Source organism: Corynebacterium sp. Marseille-P4611, assembly GCF_916618765.1.
Taxonomy (GTDB): Bacteria; Actinomycetota; Actinomycetes; order Mycobacteriales; family Mycobacteriaceae; genus Corynebacterium; species Corynebacterium marquesiae.
On sequence record NZ_CAKAKD010000001.1, the window covers coordinates 1823771 to 1839137 of the forward strand.

The window sequence follows — 15367 nt, forward strand, 5'->3', positions numbered from 1 at the left end:
GCGTGTCGTCCTCCTCGCGGCCGAGAAGTGACAAGGTTTCATATCCAACTTATGATGGATATGTTCGTAAACCGAGAGGCTTCTGCAAAGGAGAACACAATGGCGAAGCTTGACTACAAAGAACTCAACGCGGTTCAGCAATATTCCCAGCACGCAGTTTTTAAGGTGATTCCGGGCGCGCTCGGCACCGAGCGAGCGGAGATCATCGCCCAAGCGCAGGAGTTCTTTGCCGGCGTGGAAAAAGCCGGAAAGGTAACCGTGCGCGGCATTTACGACCTCACGGCTATGCGCGATTCCGCCGACTTCATGATCTGGTGGCACGCCGAGGAATTCTCTGACCTGCAAAAGGTCTTCGGGGACTTCCGCCGCGAGACCACTCTGGGCCAGGTAAGCGAAGTGACCTGGGTAGGCAATGCCTTGCACCGTCCAGCAGAGTTCAATAAGTCCCACCTACCCTCCTTCATCATGGGCGAGGAGCCCAAGGAGTGGATCTCGGTATACCCCTTCGTGCGCTCTTATGACTGGTACACCATGGACGATGAAAAGCGCCGCCGCATCCTCATGGAGCACGGTATGCAGGCGCGCGACTACCCCGATGTGCGCGCAAATACCGTCCCAGCCTTTGCCCTGGGTGACTATGAGTGGATTTTGGCCTTCGAGGCGGACGAGCTCCACCGCATCGTCGACCTGATGTACCTGATGCGCTACACCGAGGCCCGCCACCACGTGCGCGAGGAGATTCCCTTCCACACCGGCCGCCGCGTCAAGGACGTAGCAGAGCTCATTGCAGTACTGCCCTAAAAGAAACGCCGCCTAGCAGTAACCCTGCTTGGCGACGTCCCTTTGTTGCGCCCTGTCACTAGCCTGCAAGTTAGGCTGCCGACGGGGCGCTCTTTCTTGTGCATGCCACCTTAGGCGGTGCCACCTTCTACCGGCTTTTCCTCCAAGTCCAGGCAGATGGAGTTGATGCAATAGCGCAAGTCGGTGGGGGTATCGTAGCCCTCGCCTTCAAAGACGTGCCCCAGGTGAGACTCGCAGTTGGCGCACAGAACTTCTACGCGGCGCATGCCTAGCGAATTGTCTTCGCGCTCAATGATTTTGTCCCCTGCGAGTGGGGAGAAGAAGGAAGGCCAGCCGCAGTGGGACTCAAACTTTTCCGTAGAGCGGAAAAGCTCGGTTCCACACGCGCGGCAAGAATAGACCCCCTCGGTGGTGGTATTGGTGTACTCGCCTACGTGGGGCGGCTCGGTGCCGGCTTCGCGCAGGACATAGTATTCCTCGGGGCTTAAGCGCTGGCGCCATTCGGTATCGGCAATGAGCTTGAAATCGGTCATGGGCCGAGTCTAAACCGTGCTGCGCGCGGCACGCCACCAGCCGGCGACCGTAGCGAAAATTGCGACGATAAGCAGCGCCCATCCCACCGTGGCCGTGAAAAAATTCATCCACCGACCAGCATCCGGGTGCGCTGTAGACGCCCAGGAAACGGGAGCCAAATAGAGAAAGGCCGCAAACCACGCACCCGCAGAATGGAAAACCGATCGCTTGAGCACAACGGTAAACATCAATGGGAATAACCACATGGAGTAATACTGTTGGCCAAGGGAAGATAGGAAGAAGATACCCACCATGATCGCCCCGCTGGTCGTCAGTGCCCACAAGGTCGGATCGGAGTTGCGCCAGCGCAAAAGCCCGAGAATCGCTGCGGCCGAAAGCGCGGCAAATATCAACCAGATGGTCCAATACAGTCCCGCGCCAAAGTCAACGTAGGCGTGGAAGCCTGCCCAGGAAGAATTGGCATAGTCACGGGTTTCTGAGAGGTAGGGCAGGAGGTTATCCACAAAGCCGCTAGCGTCTGGCACGAGTGGCCACGCTAGTAGGTTGAGTACTACCGGTACGCTGATGCCGGTCGCGAGACTGCGCCATTGTAGCTTGACCAGGGGCAGGAAGAGCAACGGCGCAAATTGCGGCTTAATGACAATGGCCAGACCAATGGCCACGCCTGCCACCCAGCCCATCCATGGGGTGCGCTCGGCGCGCAAGAAAGACCACAAGAACACGGCCATGCATAGCAAGAGAATGCCGTTGATATTGGTAAATGCGAGCGTATTGGTCACCGATTCCGTGACAAAGGCCAAAGCGATAGATACTGGCCACACTGCCGAAGTAAGTGTGCGGCCCACCGTAAGGGTGAGCACCGCTAGCGCTGCCACGATTGCAGCCGCGTTGGCGACGATGAATAGTCCCCGTGCCAACGAAAAATCCATGTGCGCTAGTGGTGCGAGCAGCAACGTGGCTCCCGGGGTATACAGGTACAGCGGGTCAACGTGGTTATAAGCCTGCTCATAGACCGGCTGGCCAGTGGCCATGCGTATCACAGCGTTATACACGGTGGTGAAATCATCCGTCGGCGTGCCATTGCGCGCGATGATGAAAACGCGATGCACAACAAGCAGGATGGCCACGGGCCAGGCGGCGGCATTGATTCGGGAATTCACGGCCCCTTAGTCTACGGCCTAGCGGGCGCGGGAATACCGCAGAAACACCGTGCCATCCTGATCAGCCGCGACATTTTCTAACTGCATGCGGCGATGGGAATGCTCGCCCTTAAAGGTCGCCATGGGAGTTTCCACGCCGGTAGATAGATGTGGGTCCAGGGTCAAATACATCTGGTCGATGGCATCGATGTCTACCAGCTGCCCTATCATTCCTGGCCCGCCCTCGCACAGCACGCGCTTAAACCCGCGGTCCTGCAAGACGGATATGTAGTCCTGCACGGTTCCTTCGCCAGCATCGCAGACTTCCGCGCCTGTGGATTCGACGGTCGCAATGCGCTTTGCGAGCTCTTGATCGTCCCTGCTGCTATGGGGGACCAGGATGATGGGAGGGGTAGTAAAATCCGTGAAGAAGTCCGAGGTGACATCAAACTCAAGGCTGCGGGAAGGCACCGCAATCGGAGCCGGCCGCGAACCATCCCCGTTAGGTTCTACTCCGGAGTAGTCCTCCGCGCGCACCGTTTGCGCACCCACCAGCACGACGTCTGCCCAGTTACGTAGCGCAGCAAAAAGCTGCCCATCAGTGTCATTTCCCATGGCTTCGGAAACGTGGTTCATGGTTGCCGATCCAGTTAGTGTGCTGACCATATTTGTGCGGACGGTGAATACTTCACCGGAATCGGGGCCCAATAGCGAAGAGATATCCATGTCTTCCCAGCCTAGTCAAGGCACCAGATACCCAGCACGGCAAAGTACCGGGCATAGCCACAGGAGTGGGGCTTACACCAGGCGGATGAGTATTACGCCAACCAAGATCACTGCAATGCCGGCTACCTGGCGCATTGCGACTCGCGCACCCCGCAGGCGATCAATGAGCACGGACCCCACCATGGAACCGAGAAGGGTTGCCACCACAGTAAGCCCAGTGCCAATTTGTGGTACTAAGGCCGCGTTGCCAAAGACAAACATGGCTCCCAAGGCGCCGCCTGCCCACATCCACCACGGATTAGCCTTACCCTCGGGACGCTCAATGCGAGGGTGCCAGCGCAAAGCAATATTGAGCACTACCAGCGCGGAAACGCCAATGCTAAAAGAAACCAAAGCCGCACTAACAGGCGACCCGGTGATCTGACCAAGGTGGCCGTTAATGGCGGATTGGCTTGCGGTAAAGCAACCAAAGACAAAGCCGGCGAGGCGCCAAAGCCACAACGCCATAGCGCTGTCTTCTAGCTTCGTCGGCGCGCCGGGGCTGGCGACGATAGAAATCACTCCACCGAGAACAACCAGTGCCCCAAGGGCGCGAACCAGGGACAGTGGGGAAGTGGGGGAGTCAAACAGCCCAAAGTGGTCGATGACAAGGCCCATCATGATTTGGCCCGCGATGGGAAGGACTACGGTCTGAACCGCACCCAGATGAGGAAATAGCAGGATATTTCCAGTAAGCGCAACCACGCCGAGCAGACCACCGAACCAAATCCACAGCGGTTCCCCAAAGGCACGGGAAATGCCAAACTCGCCGCCGGTCACGGCTGTTGCAATGACAAGCAACGTCAACGTGCCCACGGCAAACGAGATGAGCGAAGAGGAAAACGGTGTGCCAGTAGACGCGCGAAGGCGCGTATTAACCAGGGTCTGAACGGGTAGAACGAGTCCGGCGATAATGCCTAAGAGAATCCACAACACGTCGGGACACTTTACAGACATATAAAGAAACCCGCCCAAGCCCCTATGGAGTGGAGCAGTGGGCGGGATATTGTGGTCCTAACTGGGATTGAACCAGTGACCTTTCCGGTGTGAACGGAACGCTCTCCCACTGAGCTATAGGACCTTGCGGTGGCTAAATCTACACCGCACCAAATTCAAACACCTAATTGGCTGGGCAGTGGTGCACATCAGAGGGAGGCGGCCTGTGGTCCACTGCCTTCGGAGAATCACACCAGTGTGTTTTGGGATGGCCCGAATGTGAAAAACGGGTGCCGGAAAGAATGCCGCTGGGCTGGGGATTTGGAAACTGGCGCGGAGCACGATAATGTTTCTTCTCGCACCGCAACGGTACAAAGTTTGCGGGGCAATGCGGATGTAGCGCAGTTGGTAGCGCATCACCTTGCCAAGGTGAGGGTCGCGAGTTCGAGTCTCGTCATCCGCTCCACGCTTTTCTAAGGGTTCGCCTGTGAAGAGTGATTCTAAATGAATAGCGCGCGATTAGCTCAGTGGGAGAGCGCTTCCCTGACACGGAAGAGGTCACTGGTTCAATCCCAGTATCGCGCACAAGGACTTTGTCCTAGAAACCGGGCTTGGTTTCGTATGCGGATGTAGCGCAGTTGGTAGCGCATCACCTTGCCAAGGTGAGGGTCGCGAGTTCGAGTCTCGTCATCCGCTCCAACACTGTATTGTGTGAGGCGGTATCGCCACGGTGGAATGGCCGAGTGGTGAGGCAACGGTCTGCAAAACCGTGCACACGGGTTCGATTCCCGTTTCCACCTCAACTTCTTAATGCCTTCGGGCATTAAGCGCGATTAGCTCAGTGGGAGAGCGCTTCCCTGACACGGAAGAGGTCACTGGTTCAATCCCAGTATCGCGCACGAGAGTCCTCTTTGGGACTCTGCAACAAACTCCGGTTTGTTATGCGGATGTAGCGCAGTTGGTAGCGCATCACCTTGCCAAGGTGAGGGTCGCGAGTTCGAGTCTCGTCATCCGCTCAGGTCAGCCGCCCTAGAAATAGGGTGGCTTTTCGCATGTCTAGCTAGGATCGCAGGGTGACCAGCGGGTTAAGCGACAAAATGTGTGTCTGCTATCGGCGTGTCGCGGGGTTAGATGTGGCCTTTTTGGATGCCGATTGAGTGTGTGTACTCGGTATCGATACCGTTGTCGTAGAGGGCTGGTTGTCCTGTTTCATAGTCGGCTTGGTTCTCGTTTCGGGTCAGGGTTGTAACTTTGGCGAGTTGGTTCTGGCCCCAGTTGGACTGTCTGGCGATTTCTATTGGATCGCCAGGCAGTTCCGTTTTCAGATACAGCCACCAATCCAGCATTTTGCGTTGGTGCTCACCGCGTCTGCCGCGATGAGTTCTTGCAAGGAGCTTCAGCTGGGCGTTGATGCCGCCTTCAAGACTGTTGGTGGTGGATTTGATCCGGTGCGGCTCGAGCACACCTTTCGGGGGCTTGAGGTAGACAAACAGCAGGTCATTGCGCCACAGGTGGTTGAGACTGTTGTAGGCCTTGCGCACGTTGACATGGGTCCACACGAGTGTGTCTTTTGCTGTTTTCGGGTCTTTGACCTGTGTCTTTTCGTTGAGCCAATCCTTGTAGAGCGTGTGAAACTCTTGCAGTTGTGCACCCCATTGTGCAGCCTCGTCCAGGGTGGTGATGCGGGTGAGTTTCAGCGCGAGTCGGTAGATGGTGCGGCCAGCATCAGTGCGTGGTCGTGAGGTGGTGTAGCGGCGTACTCTGCGTTGGGCGTGCACGAGGCAGCGTTGGATTTTGGTGTTTGGCCAGCACGTTTTAATTGCGCTTGTGGCTCCTCGGCCACCGTCGATCACAGCGATCAACGGTGCTTCGATGCGCTCGAGCAGGCGCTTGTAGTCGTGTGTGGTTTCTTGTTTGCACCAGTGCCAGGCGATGACGTGGTCGAGCGTTGCCGCCACGATCAGACAGCCACCTGCGGTGTAGGTGCCGTCGATGAAGATCTGGTCGTAGACCCTGCCTGTATGGCCGATGGTCGGGTCAGGCACGTCAACCAGCCAAAAGGCATCGAATTTGCGCTGCAGCGTACGTGTCGAGCAGCTCATGTTGCCGGCGATCGCCGCAAGACTGGTCCCGGCGGTCAGGTGCTGGATGAACGCACGAAATAGGGCTGCGTTGGTGATATCGCTGCGCTGCTTGGTCAGTGAAGCACCGCAGATTTTGCACCGCCACCGGGTCGTCCCGTTGCTGGTGGTGCCGTTTCGTTTCATATCGCCGCCACAATGGCAGCGTGGTCGGTTCTTTGGCATTGGGCAACCGAACCACCGCTCCGTAGCACACCATGGCAGCCACACCGGGGATTTTCGCAAGAGAGGGCCAATATATGCTTTTGGAGCATATATTTTCCGCAAACGCGGAGTTCAGAGCATGAAAATCAACGATTCCGGACACACATTTTGTCGCTTAACCCTGACCAGCTGTTGGTTGCAGTAGCCACAGTGGAAGGGGTAGCGATGTCACGCAATGTTTTAGTTCCGCTACTGGTGGGTGCCTCAGGCTGCCTGTCACTCTTGGTAGGAAGCGCACTATTTGCTGTGGGGCTATCGGAGGCGGATACCGGTGGCAATTCCGGTAACGCGATTTGGCCCTGCGCTCTCATCGTTGCAGGTACGGTTTCGATAGTCACTGCCTTGATGCTGACTGGTCCTGCATTTGAAAGTAGGCGTGCTGGGGAATGCTGAGGGAGGCAGCTCCAATTATTGAGTTGGCATTCCTTAAATAGTGATAAATGCCTCTTTTTATTCAAGGCGGGGAACTTGTGCGCACTACAGCCCGACATATGACTCGACGCGCTACTTATCGCGATTGCCGCTCCGGCAAACCGCGCGGCTAGTATGTCTGACAATTCAACTTGTGCATTTTCAACACAAAAGGAGCTATATATGGGCTACCGCGTACCTCGGCTGCGCCGCACAGCGGCAGCAGTCGGCACTGCAGCACTGGTTCTGGGCGGGTCGATGCCTGCCGCATTCGCGCACGACTCCGTTATTGGCGGTTCGGTCAAAGACGGCGACCAACTCGACGAGTTTCCGAAGGAAATCACCCTCGAGTTTTCTGGTATCCCCAAAGAAGACTTCAATACCTTTGCCGTGACCAACGTGGATACTGGTGAAAAAGTCTTTAGCCAGGAACCAAAGCTACATGAGCGGGATCTCACCATTGAAACTCCTGCGGATGTCCATCCTGGGCCGGGTAATTACCAGGTGGGCTTCCAGATCACGTCTTCGGACGGACACGCTACCCGCGGGGGAGTGGAATTCTCCGTCAAGGGTGACTCCACCGAGAGCACCGAGGCGGCTGAAGCTGATTCGGCGTCCCAGGATGGGGATGAGGGCCTGCCGACCGCGCTAAAAATCATCCTGGGGGTGGGCGGTGTTTTGGCAATCGCCGCAGTAGTTGCCCTATTTATTGCCAAGTTTCGTCGCATTGATTCGGAAGGTGAAAAATAATGTCCAAGATTTCTAGCATCGCCCTTGTGGGCTTGACTGTGGCCGGCCTCGCCCTGGCGGGTTGCTCACCACAAAACCAAAATGACTCCACCGAGTCGAAGGCAGATGCTTCCACTAGTGTCGGGAAAACATCCTCCGCTGCGGAATCTAAAGAACTGACCTTTGAGGACGCTGTCGTGCGAGCCAATGAGGACAAGGACATGACCGCCATCTTTGGCACCTTGGTCAACCATTCCGATAAGGACATCACCATCACTGGATTTTCCACCAGCCTCAATGCCAAGGTGAACCAAATGCATGAGACTGTCGATGGAAAGATGCAGGAAATGTCGAGTCCGCTGGTAGTCAAAGCTGGCGAGTCCCACGAGCTGGCACCTGGTGGTGACCACTTCATGCTCATGGAGATGGAAAACCACATCGCTCCCGGCGAATCCCTTGACCTCAAAGTGGAACTAGAGGGCGGCGAAGAGCTCGATCTGGGCGAGATTCAAACGCGCAGCATGCCCGCCGGCGATGAGGACTACGGCGATATGAAAGACCACCAGATGGAGGGACACGAACACTAGCTATGTCTGGATTCAGCAGAAGGGGGTTTCTCACCGGCGCTGCGGTATCGACCAGCGCCTTCGCGTTGGCTGGCTGCGCTGATCAGGGCTCTTCCCCGGATGCTCAGGCGCAGGATGGGCCTGCGCTTGCCGACGCCCTCGTGGCATTCGACGGTAAACATCAAGCGGGTATCGCTACCGCAGCGCAGGCCCACCTGAATTTGGTGGGGTTTGACCTTAAAAGGGACGTCGACAAGCGGGGGTTCGCCAGCCTCATGAAGCTGTGGACCGAGGATGCGCGCGCGCTGTGTACGGGGGAGGCGCCGCTGGGCACTTTAGAGCCGGAGATGGTGCAGCAACCCGCCAATCTAACTATCACCTGCGGTCTAGGCGAAGAGGTTTTTAACCTGCTCGGAGTGGACAAGCCCCAGTGGCTGGGAGATGTGCGTTCCTTTCAACGCGATGCGCTGGAGCCCAAGTGGGGACAAAGCGATATCGTCTTGCAGATCTGCTGCGATGATCCACTGATGAATACCTACGCCCTGCGGCACATGGTGCGCGCAGGTGAGCACTATGCCAGCGTGAAGTGGTTGCAGCAGGGCTTTATTAACGCCTACGGCAGCCAGGAAAAGGGCGCCACCGCGCGCAATATGTTCGGACAAAAGGACGGCACTGTTAACCCGCGCAGCGAGGAGGACTTCGCGGCCCAGGTGTGGATCGATAAGGGCCCGCAGTGGGCCAATGGGGGAACGGCGATGGTGGTACGCCGCATCCGCATGAACGTGGATACATGGGAAAAGCTGGATCGCTCTTCCCGCGAGAACGCTGTCGGCCGCAAGCTCGATACCGGTGCCCCACTTACCGGTAAGGATGAATTCGACGCTGCGGACTTCGATGCGGTAGATGACTATGGACTGCCGGTTATCGATAAGAACTCACACATGGCCGTGGCCGCCCCGCCCGCTGACCACCCAGAGCAGCGCATCCTACGCCGCCCGTATAACTATGAGTTAGCTCCCGATGGCAAGGACGGGCAGCTATCCAATATTGGGCAGGTTTTTATCTGCTACCAGCAGGATCCCACCAAACAATTTGAGCCTATCCAGGAACGATTGGATGAATCTGACCTAATGAATGAATGGCTGACCCATATTGGCTCCGCTATGTATTTCTGTCCGCCGGGCACCCTTGCTGCCGATGGGCGTGAATCATGGTGGGCAAAATCGCTCTGCGAGCATGCAGGGTTGTAGAATAGCTATCCGTAAATTTAAATAGCGGACGCGGCCAGGTATGCCGCCGACGCACGAGCGCATAAAGGAGCGCGATTATGGCGGAACTCATCCCCGCAGTACCGGTCAATTACGATTCCTTCACCGTGCCCGCCGGCCAGGCCGTGGGCGCAGCAATGCGAGAGCTCAACCTTCCTAATAAGGGCCCTGAGGCTGTCGTAGTCGTTCGCGGTGAGGACGGCACTCTCTTTGATTTGTCGCACACCCCAGACACGGAGTCCACCTTTACCCCGGTTGCCGCCAGCGAGGAAGACGGCCGTGCCGTCATCCGCCACTCCTGCGGCCACGTTATGGCCCAGGCCGTGCAGGCCGAATTCCCCGGCACCAAGCTGGGCATCGGCCCGGCCATTGAGAATGGCTTCTACTTCGATTTCCAGACCGCCGAGCCTTTCACACCGGAAGATCTCAAGGCGATTGAAAAGCGTATGAAGAAGATCATCAAGGGCGGCCAGCGCTTCGAACGCCACGTCTATGAATCCGCGGAGGAAGCGGAAAAGGCCCTCGCCGAGGAGCCTTTCAAGCTCGAGCTGGTCCAAGACAAGGGCAACGTTGACCCTGACTCCGACGAGGCCGCAGAAGTCGGTTCCGGCGATCTCACTCACTATGACAACATCAACCCGCGCACCGTGGAAGTAGAGTGGTTCGATCTCTGCCGCGGACCGCACGTGCCGACCACCAAGTACATCCCGGCTTTCACGCTGACCCGTTCTTCAGCTGCCTATTGGCGCGGTGACCAGTCCAAGGCTGGCCTGCAGCGCATTTACGGCACCGCTTTTGAGTCCAAGGAGGCGCTGGAGGCCTACCAAACCATGGTGGAAGAGGCTGAAAAGCGCGACCACCGCCGCCTGGGTCAGGAACTAGATCTCTTCTCCTTCCCAGATGAGATTGGCTCCGGCTTCCCGGTATTCCACCCGAATGGTGCGACCGTTCGCATGGAGATGGAAAACCACTCTCGCAACCGCCACGTACAGGCTGGGTACTCCTTTGTTAATACCCCGCATATCACCAAGGGTGACCTATTCAAGAAGTCTGGCCACCTGGACTTCTACGCCGACGGCATGTTCCCGCCGATGCAGCTCGATGGCGAATATGACGAAGAGGGCAATACCGTCAAGGAACCGCAGGACTACTACGCCAAGCCCATGAACTGCCCGATGCACAACCTAATTTTTGCATCCCGTGGCCGTTCCTACCGCGAGCTCCCGCTGCGTCTGTTTGAGTTCGGTACCGTCTACCGTTACGAAAAGTCTGGCGTGGTCCACGGCCTGACCCGTGCCCGCGGCTTTACCCAGGACGATGCTCACATCTACTGCACCGAAGAGCAGCTGGAAGAGGAGCTGACCAAGGTCCTCGACTTCATCATTTCTTTGCTGAAGGACTACGGACTGTCTGACTTCTACCTGGAGCTTTCTACCAAGGACCCGAATAAGTTCGTCGGTTCTGATGAGATCTGGGATCGCTCTACTTCTATCCTGCAGTCGGTCGCAGAAAAGTCCGGCTTGGAGCTGGTTCCGGATCTCGCAGGTGCAGCCTTCTACGGTCCGAAGATTTCTGTGCAGGCTCGCGACGCCATCGGCCGTACCTGGCAGATGTCTACCGTGCAGTTGGACTTCAACCTGCCGGAGCGCTTCGAGCTGGAATACACTGCGTCGGACGGCACGAAGAAGCGCCCAATCATGATTCACCGTGCGCTCTTCGGCTCCATCGAGCGATTCTTTGGCGTCCTGCTGGAGCACTACGCCGGCGCCTTCCCAGCATGGCTGGCACCGCACCAAGTGGTGGGCATTCCGGTGGCTGACGAATTCTCCCCGCACCTCGAAGAGGTTGCCGCCCAGCTGCGTCAGAAGGGTATCCGCGCCGATGTGGATACCTCTGATGACCGCATGCAGAAGAAGATTCGCAACCACACCACCGGTAAGGTTCCGTTCATGTTGGTGGCTGGCGCGCGCGACGTAGAAGCTGATGCCGTGTCCTTCCGCTTCCTCGACGGCACTCAGGTCAATGGTGTGCCGGTAAAGGAAGCTGTGGAGCTCATCGCCGCATGGGTAGCAGAGCGCAACAACGAGCAGCCGACCGAAGAGCTCATCAGTGCCCGACGCTAAAGAGACACACGAAACCGACAGCTCCGCCGTCGCTGAAAACCACGCTGCGGAGGAGACCTTCGTTGACTCAGGCGCTGGCGAGCCGGACCGCCTAGAGCGGTTATGGGCGCCTTATCGCATGGCCTATATTGCCAAGCGTTCTAAGGACCCCTTCGTCGAAGCGCCACAGGGTAGCGACGAAGACGGGCTCATCATTGCTCGAGGCAAGTCCGTCTATGCATTGCTGAACCTGTTTCCGTACAACGCCGGGCACCTCATGGTGGTGCCGTATCGCAAGGAATCGCAGCTGGAGAACCTCACGCAAGAGGAATCTCAGGAGTTGATGGCCTTCGCGCAAAAGGCCGTCCGGGTGCTCAAGCGGGTTTCACACCCAGAAGCCATCAATGTGGGCCTGAACCTGGGTCGCGCTTCGGGCGGCTCGGTGGGAGATCACCTGCACCTGCATGTGGTGCCAAGGTGGCCCGGGGATAGTAACTTTATGACTGTCCTCGATGGGACTAAGGTATTACCGCAGCTTCTGCAGGATACGCGCCGCGTGCTGGCAGAAGGATGGCGCGAGATGGAAGAGGAGGATTCGCGTGCTTAGCGTGCATGGGCGAAAGCCCGCCGCCGTGGTGGTGGAACCTATAGCGAAGGCCTTTTTAAAGCTGGGCTTGACCCCGAATGTGGTCACGGTTGTGGGTACCATAGTCACCATTGCTATTTCGGTGATCCTCATTCCTACCGGCCACCTTTTTTCCGCTGCCGTTTTGTCCGGCCTCTTCGCCGCTTTCGACATGCTCGATGGCACCATGGCGCGCTTGACCGGCAAGGCTACTGCCTTTGGTGCGACCTTGGATGCGTCCTGTGATCGCATCACCGACGGTGCCTTGTTCAGTGCTATTGCCTGGTGGCTGATTTATTCTGCGGATTCTTCCCGCATCACGGTTATTGCGTGCTTTGTCACCTTGGTATGTTCTCAGGTCATTTCCTATATCAAGGCTAGGGGAGAAGCGTCCGGATTCAAGATGGTCGGCGGCCTGATTGAGCGTCCCGAGCGGCTTATTTTGGGCTTGGGCGGCATCGGCCTCGAAGGCTTGGGAGTACCGCATGCCATTGAGGTAGCGCTGTGGATCTTGGCCGTTGGCTCCGTCTTCACCGTGTGCCAGCGTTTGGTTATTGCTGCCCGCCAAGAGCAGCAGTAACTCGTACTGCACCACCTAAAATCAGGAGGTTGTGACACCATGTGGGATAGAGAAGACCTCTCCGCGGCGGGTTACCTCGCGGGGTGGAAGGTGGTGCGCCGTCTGCCCGAGCCCATGGCGCGCACACTTTTTCGCTGGGGTGCGGACTACGCAAGTGGCAACGGTCGGGGAATGGAGGGCTTGCGCCGCAACCTAGCGCGAGTGGTGGGCTCGGAAAACGTTACCCGCGCGTTGGTGCGGGATTCCGTGCGCTCCTATACGCGCTATTGGATGGAGGCGTTCCGCCTGCCAGCTATCCACCGTGATGCCGGGCTGCATGAGCGCTTGCTCAGCGGCTTGGAAGGCCTTGAGCATTTTGATGCTTCGGCTCAATCCGGCCGCGGCACCATTTTGGCATTGCCGCATTCCGGTAATTGGGATATGGCGGGTGTCTTCCTCGTCGGCCATTATGGCCAGTTCACTACCGTTGCAGAGCGCCTTAAGCCCGCAGTGCTTTTCGACGCCTTTGTGGACTACCGCGAAACCCTTGGCTTTGAGGTTCTCCCCCTCACCGGCGGCGAAGCCTCGCCTTTCGCCCGTCTCAAAGAGGTGCTGGAAACCGGTGGCGTGGTCTGCCTGCTGGCTGAGCGCGACCTCACCCGAAGCGGCGTTACCGTGGATTTCATGGGGGAAAAGGCCAATATGGCCGCCGGTCCCGCACAGCTTGCCCTAGAGACTGGCGCCGCCCTGCACGTGGTGCACTCCTGGTTTGCAGGCGAGGGCTGGGGGCTCTCTGTGTCTCCTGAGCTCGAGGTAACGGACTTGCAGGAGACAACGCAGCGCATGGCCGATGGCTTCGCCGCCAATATCCGCCGCCACCCGGAGGATTGGCATATGTTGCAGCCGCAGTGGAATGTGGACATAGAGAGGCGTCGGCAAGCGCGGGCGGCCGAAAATGCCCGCAATGCCCGCCACACTGGGCCATCGCGGGAAGGGGGGAGCTAGTGCGCATAGGAATCGTATGCCCCTACTCTTTCGATGAACCAGGCGGGGTTCAAGCCCATATTCTTGACCTAGCGACTGTCTTCATTGAGCAAGGGCACCATGTACAGGTCATTGGCCCCGCTGCGGAATCCACCCAGCTCCCGGATTTCGTAGTCAAGGGAGGGCCGGCTTTCCCCATCGCGTACAACGGGTCGGTGGCGCGCCTGTCCGTGGGGCCCCATGTAACACGCAAGGTAAAGCAATTCATCAAGGAGGGCGACTTCGATGTCTTGCACATCCATGAGCCGAACTCCCCGAGCTTTTCCATGACCGCGTTGGCCGTGGCCCAAGGCCCACTGGTGGCGACGTATCACGCTTCTGCGTCTAGCTCCCTGGTGCTGACCCTGGCCAAACCTTTCCTCGTTCCCTTCTTGGAAAAGATCCGGGGTGGCATCGCGGTATCCGACATGGCGCGGCGGTGGCAGGTGGAGCAATTGGGCGGAGACCCGGTCCTCATTCCCAACGGCGTGGATACGTCGGTCTACGCCCAGGCTCGGCGCCGCAGCCCGGCCAAAGCCTCTGGCGATCCCCTGGAAGTTGTCTTCTTGGGACGTTTGGATGAACCGCGCAAGGGCCTCGATATCCTGCTGAGCGCGCTCCGCCAAGTACACCACGATATCCGCGTGACCATCATGGGCGGCGGCCGCGCCCGCGAGGTCGAGAGTGTGGATTTTGTAGGCCGGGTCAGCGACGCCGAAAAGGCAGAAATCCTGGGCCGTGCCGATGTCTACGTGGCCCCAAATACCGGTGGCGAAAGCTTCGGCATCGTGCTGGTAGAGGCCATGGCCGCCGGCGCAGCTGTCGTTGCTTCCGATCTTGAAGCCTTCCGTGCGGTGTGCAATGCCGATTCCGACGAGGTGGCCGGCGCACTTTTTCGCAATGAAGACAGCGAGGATTTGGCTCGCGTCCTCAACGAGGTACTTGATGATGCCGAGTATCGGGCCCAGTTGGTGCGCAATGGCGTCCAACGCGCCAGCACCTATGACTGGGACCATGTAGCGGCGGCCGTGATGCAGGTCTATGAGACTGTCCAAGACGGTACCAAGGTGAGAGTAAAGCGTTGATGGCCATTGAAATTGCTCTAGTCCTCTTCCTACTTATCATCGTCGGTTTGTGGGCGCTTTTTACCGCCCAGCGGCTTAACTCACTGCACATCCGCACTGATGCCTCGCTGGCCCAGCTGCAGGCGGCTCTAGACCGCAGGGCAGCGGTGACAGCGGCCGTAGCACCAGAGCTTGCGGCGATAGCTCAGCGAGCGGAATCTACCGAGCTCTATCAGGGTCATTTCGAACCACGCACGATGGCCGAGCGGGAACTATCTGCCGCCATAGTGAGGGAGTTTCCGGCGGACCGTCGCCCTGCCGCGCTTGCCGACGCCGAGGGCCGCATCCAACTTGCCCATCGCTTCTACAACGAGGCGGTCAGTGACACTCGCGCGCTGCGCTTGCGCCCTGCGGTACGGCTCTTTCATCTGGGCGGCACCGCAAAACTGCCGGAATATTTTGACTATATGCTGGCCGAGTAGCCAGCAGATCTACCTCAA

The 15367-nt window shown here is 58.1% G+C and carries 15 protein-coding genes and 7 tRNA genes; 16 read left to right on the forward strand and 6 right to left on the reverse strand.

The features are described from left to right. Nucleotides 1-99 precede the first annotated feature (99 nt). Nucleotides 100-801, forward strand: a complete 702-nt coding sequence (gene hemQ, locus LG376_RS08745) for a hydrogen peroxide-dependent heme synthase (protein ID WP_204608795.1) — start codon at nt 100-102, stop codon at nt 799-801. 110 nt (nt 802-911) lie between these two features. Here hemQ and msrB read toward each other — a convergent pair whose 3' ends face one another. The 5 genes from msrB to LG376_RS08770 all read right to left on the reverse strand — a co-directional run bounded on the left by msrB (nt 912) and on the right by LG376_RS08770 (nt 4320). After that, a complete protein-coding gene (gene msrB, locus LG376_RS08750; protein ID WP_005328550.1) occupies nt 912-1334 on the reverse strand; it encodes a peptide-methionine (R)-S-oxide reductase MsrB in 423 nt (140 codons plus the stop codon). Nucleotides 1335-1343: 9 nt separating this feature from the next. Further along, on the reverse strand, nt 1344-2495 hold the full coding sequence (locus tag LG376_RS08755; protein ID WP_225746866.1) for a glycosyltransferase family 87 protein: 1152 nt from the start codon (nt 2493-2495) through the stop codon (nt 1344-1346). 18 nt (nt 2496-2513) lie between these two features. Beyond that, the gene (locus LG376_RS08760) at nt 2514-3200 is read right to left on the reverse strand and encodes a pyrimidine reductase family protein (protein WP_225746867.1); all 687 of its coding nucleotides are present in this window, start codon (nt 3198-3200) and stop codon (nt 2514-2516) included. Between the two features lie 72 nt (nt 3201-3272). Continuing rightward, nucleotides 3273-4175, reverse strand: a complete 903-nt coding sequence (locus LG376_RS08765; protein ID WP_225747376.1) for a DMT family transporter — start codon at nt 4173-4175, stop codon at nt 3273-3275. A gap of 73 nt (nt 4176-4248) precedes the next feature. Further along, nucleotides 4249-4320: transfer RNA gene (locus LG376_RS08770), tRNA-Val, on the reverse strand. 245 nt (nt 4321-4565) lie between these two features. Between LG376_RS08770 and LG376_RS08775 the strand changes: the two genes are divergently transcribed. The 6 genes from LG376_RS08775 to LG376_RS08800 all read left to right on the forward strand — a co-directional run bounded on the left by LG376_RS08775 (nt 4566) and on the right by LG376_RS08800 (nt 5191). Beyond that, nucleotides 4566-4641 (forward strand) — tRNA-Gly (locus LG376_RS08775). A gap of 47 nt (nt 4642-4688) precedes the next feature. Further along, nucleotides 4689-4760: transfer RNA gene (locus tag LG376_RS08780), tRNA-Val, on the forward strand. A gap of 38 nt (nt 4761-4798) precedes the next feature. Beyond that, nucleotides 4799-4874 (forward strand) — tRNA-Gly (locus LG376_RS08785). Between the two features lie 30 nt (nt 4875-4904). Beyond that, nucleotides 4905-4975: transfer RNA gene (locus LG376_RS08790), tRNA-Cys, on the forward strand. A gap of 27 nt (nt 4976-5002) precedes the next feature. After that, nucleotides 5003-5074: transfer RNA gene (locus LG376_RS08795), tRNA-Val, on the forward strand. A 44-nt stretch (nt 5075-5118) separates the two neighbouring features. Further along, nucleotides 5119-5191, forward strand: a tRNA-Gly gene (locus LG376_RS08800). 111 nt (nt 5192-5302) lie between these two features. Here the strand turns inward: LG376_RS08800 and LG376_RS08805 are convergent. Next, nucleotides 5303-6481: an IS256-like element ISCre1 family transposase gene (locus LG376_RS08805; RefSeq protein ID WP_013887464.1), complete on the reverse strand. Its 1179-nt coding sequence runs from the start codon at nt 6479-6481 to the stop codon at nt 5303-5305. 633 nt (nt 6482-7114) lie between these two features. On the opposite strand from LG376_RS08805, the gene LG376_RS08810 reads away from it, so the two are divergent. From LG376_RS08810 to LG376_RS08850, 9 genes are all read left to right on the forward strand, one after another. After that, entirely contained in the window at nt 7115-7681 is a 567-nt protein-coding gene (locus LG376_RS08810) for a copper resistance protein CopC (protein ID WP_225746868.1), read from the forward strand. Then, nucleotides 7681-8247: a copper chaperone PCu(A)C gene (locus tag LG376_RS08815; protein WP_225746869.1), complete on the forward strand. Its 567-nt coding sequence runs from the start codon at nt 7681-7683 to the stop codon at nt 8245-8247. The genes LG376_RS08810 and LG376_RS08815 overlap by 1 nt, the downstream gene beginning before the upstream one ends. A gap of 2 nt (nt 8248-8249) precedes the next feature. Continuing rightward, nucleotides 8250-9476: a Dyp-type peroxidase gene (locus LG376_RS08820; RefSeq protein WP_225746870.1), complete on the forward strand. Its 1227-nt coding sequence runs from the start codon at nt 8250-8252 to the stop codon at nt 9474-9476. A gap of 77 nt (nt 9477-9553) precedes the next feature. After that, a complete protein-coding gene (thrS, locus tag LG376_RS08825; RefSeq protein ID WP_225746871.1) occupies nt 9554-11617 on the forward strand; it encodes a threonine--tRNA ligase in 2064 nt (687 codons plus the stop codon). Beyond that, nucleotides 11604-12203, forward strand: coding sequence for an HIT domain-containing protein (locus LG376_RS08830; RefSeq protein WP_049378270.1), 600 nt, complete (start codon nt 11604-11606; stop codon nt 12201-12203). Before thrS ends, LG376_RS08830 begins: the two co-directional genes overlap by 14 nt. Further along, complete coding sequence (pgsA, locus tag LG376_RS08835; protein ID WP_049378269.1) at nt 12196-12801, forward strand: phosphatidylinositol phosphate synthase; 606 nt, start codon at nt 12196-12198, stop codon at nt 12799-12801. Before LG376_RS08830 ends, pgsA begins: the two co-directional genes overlap by 8 nt. 39 nt (nt 12802-12840) lie before the next feature. Further along, the gene (locus LG376_RS08840) at nt 12841-13785 is read left to right on the forward strand and encodes a phosphatidylinositol mannoside acyltransferase (RefSeq protein ID WP_225746872.1); all 945 of its coding nucleotides are present in this window, start codon (nt 12841-12843) and stop codon (nt 13783-13785) included. Then, on the forward strand, nt 13785-14888 hold the full coding sequence (locus LG376_RS08845) for a glycosyltransferase family 4 protein (RefSeq protein WP_049378267.1): 1104 nt from the start codon (nt 13785-13787) through the stop codon (nt 14886-14888). Before LG376_RS08840 ends, LG376_RS08845 begins: the two co-directional genes overlap by 1 nt. Then, nucleotides 14888-15349, forward strand: coding sequence for a hypothetical protein (locus LG376_RS08850; protein ID WP_225746873.1), 462 nt, complete (start codon nt 14888-14890; stop codon nt 15347-15349). Before LG376_RS08845 ends, LG376_RS08850 begins: the two co-directional genes overlap by 1 nt. The last annotated feature ends 18 nt before the right edge of the window (nt 15350-15367 follow it).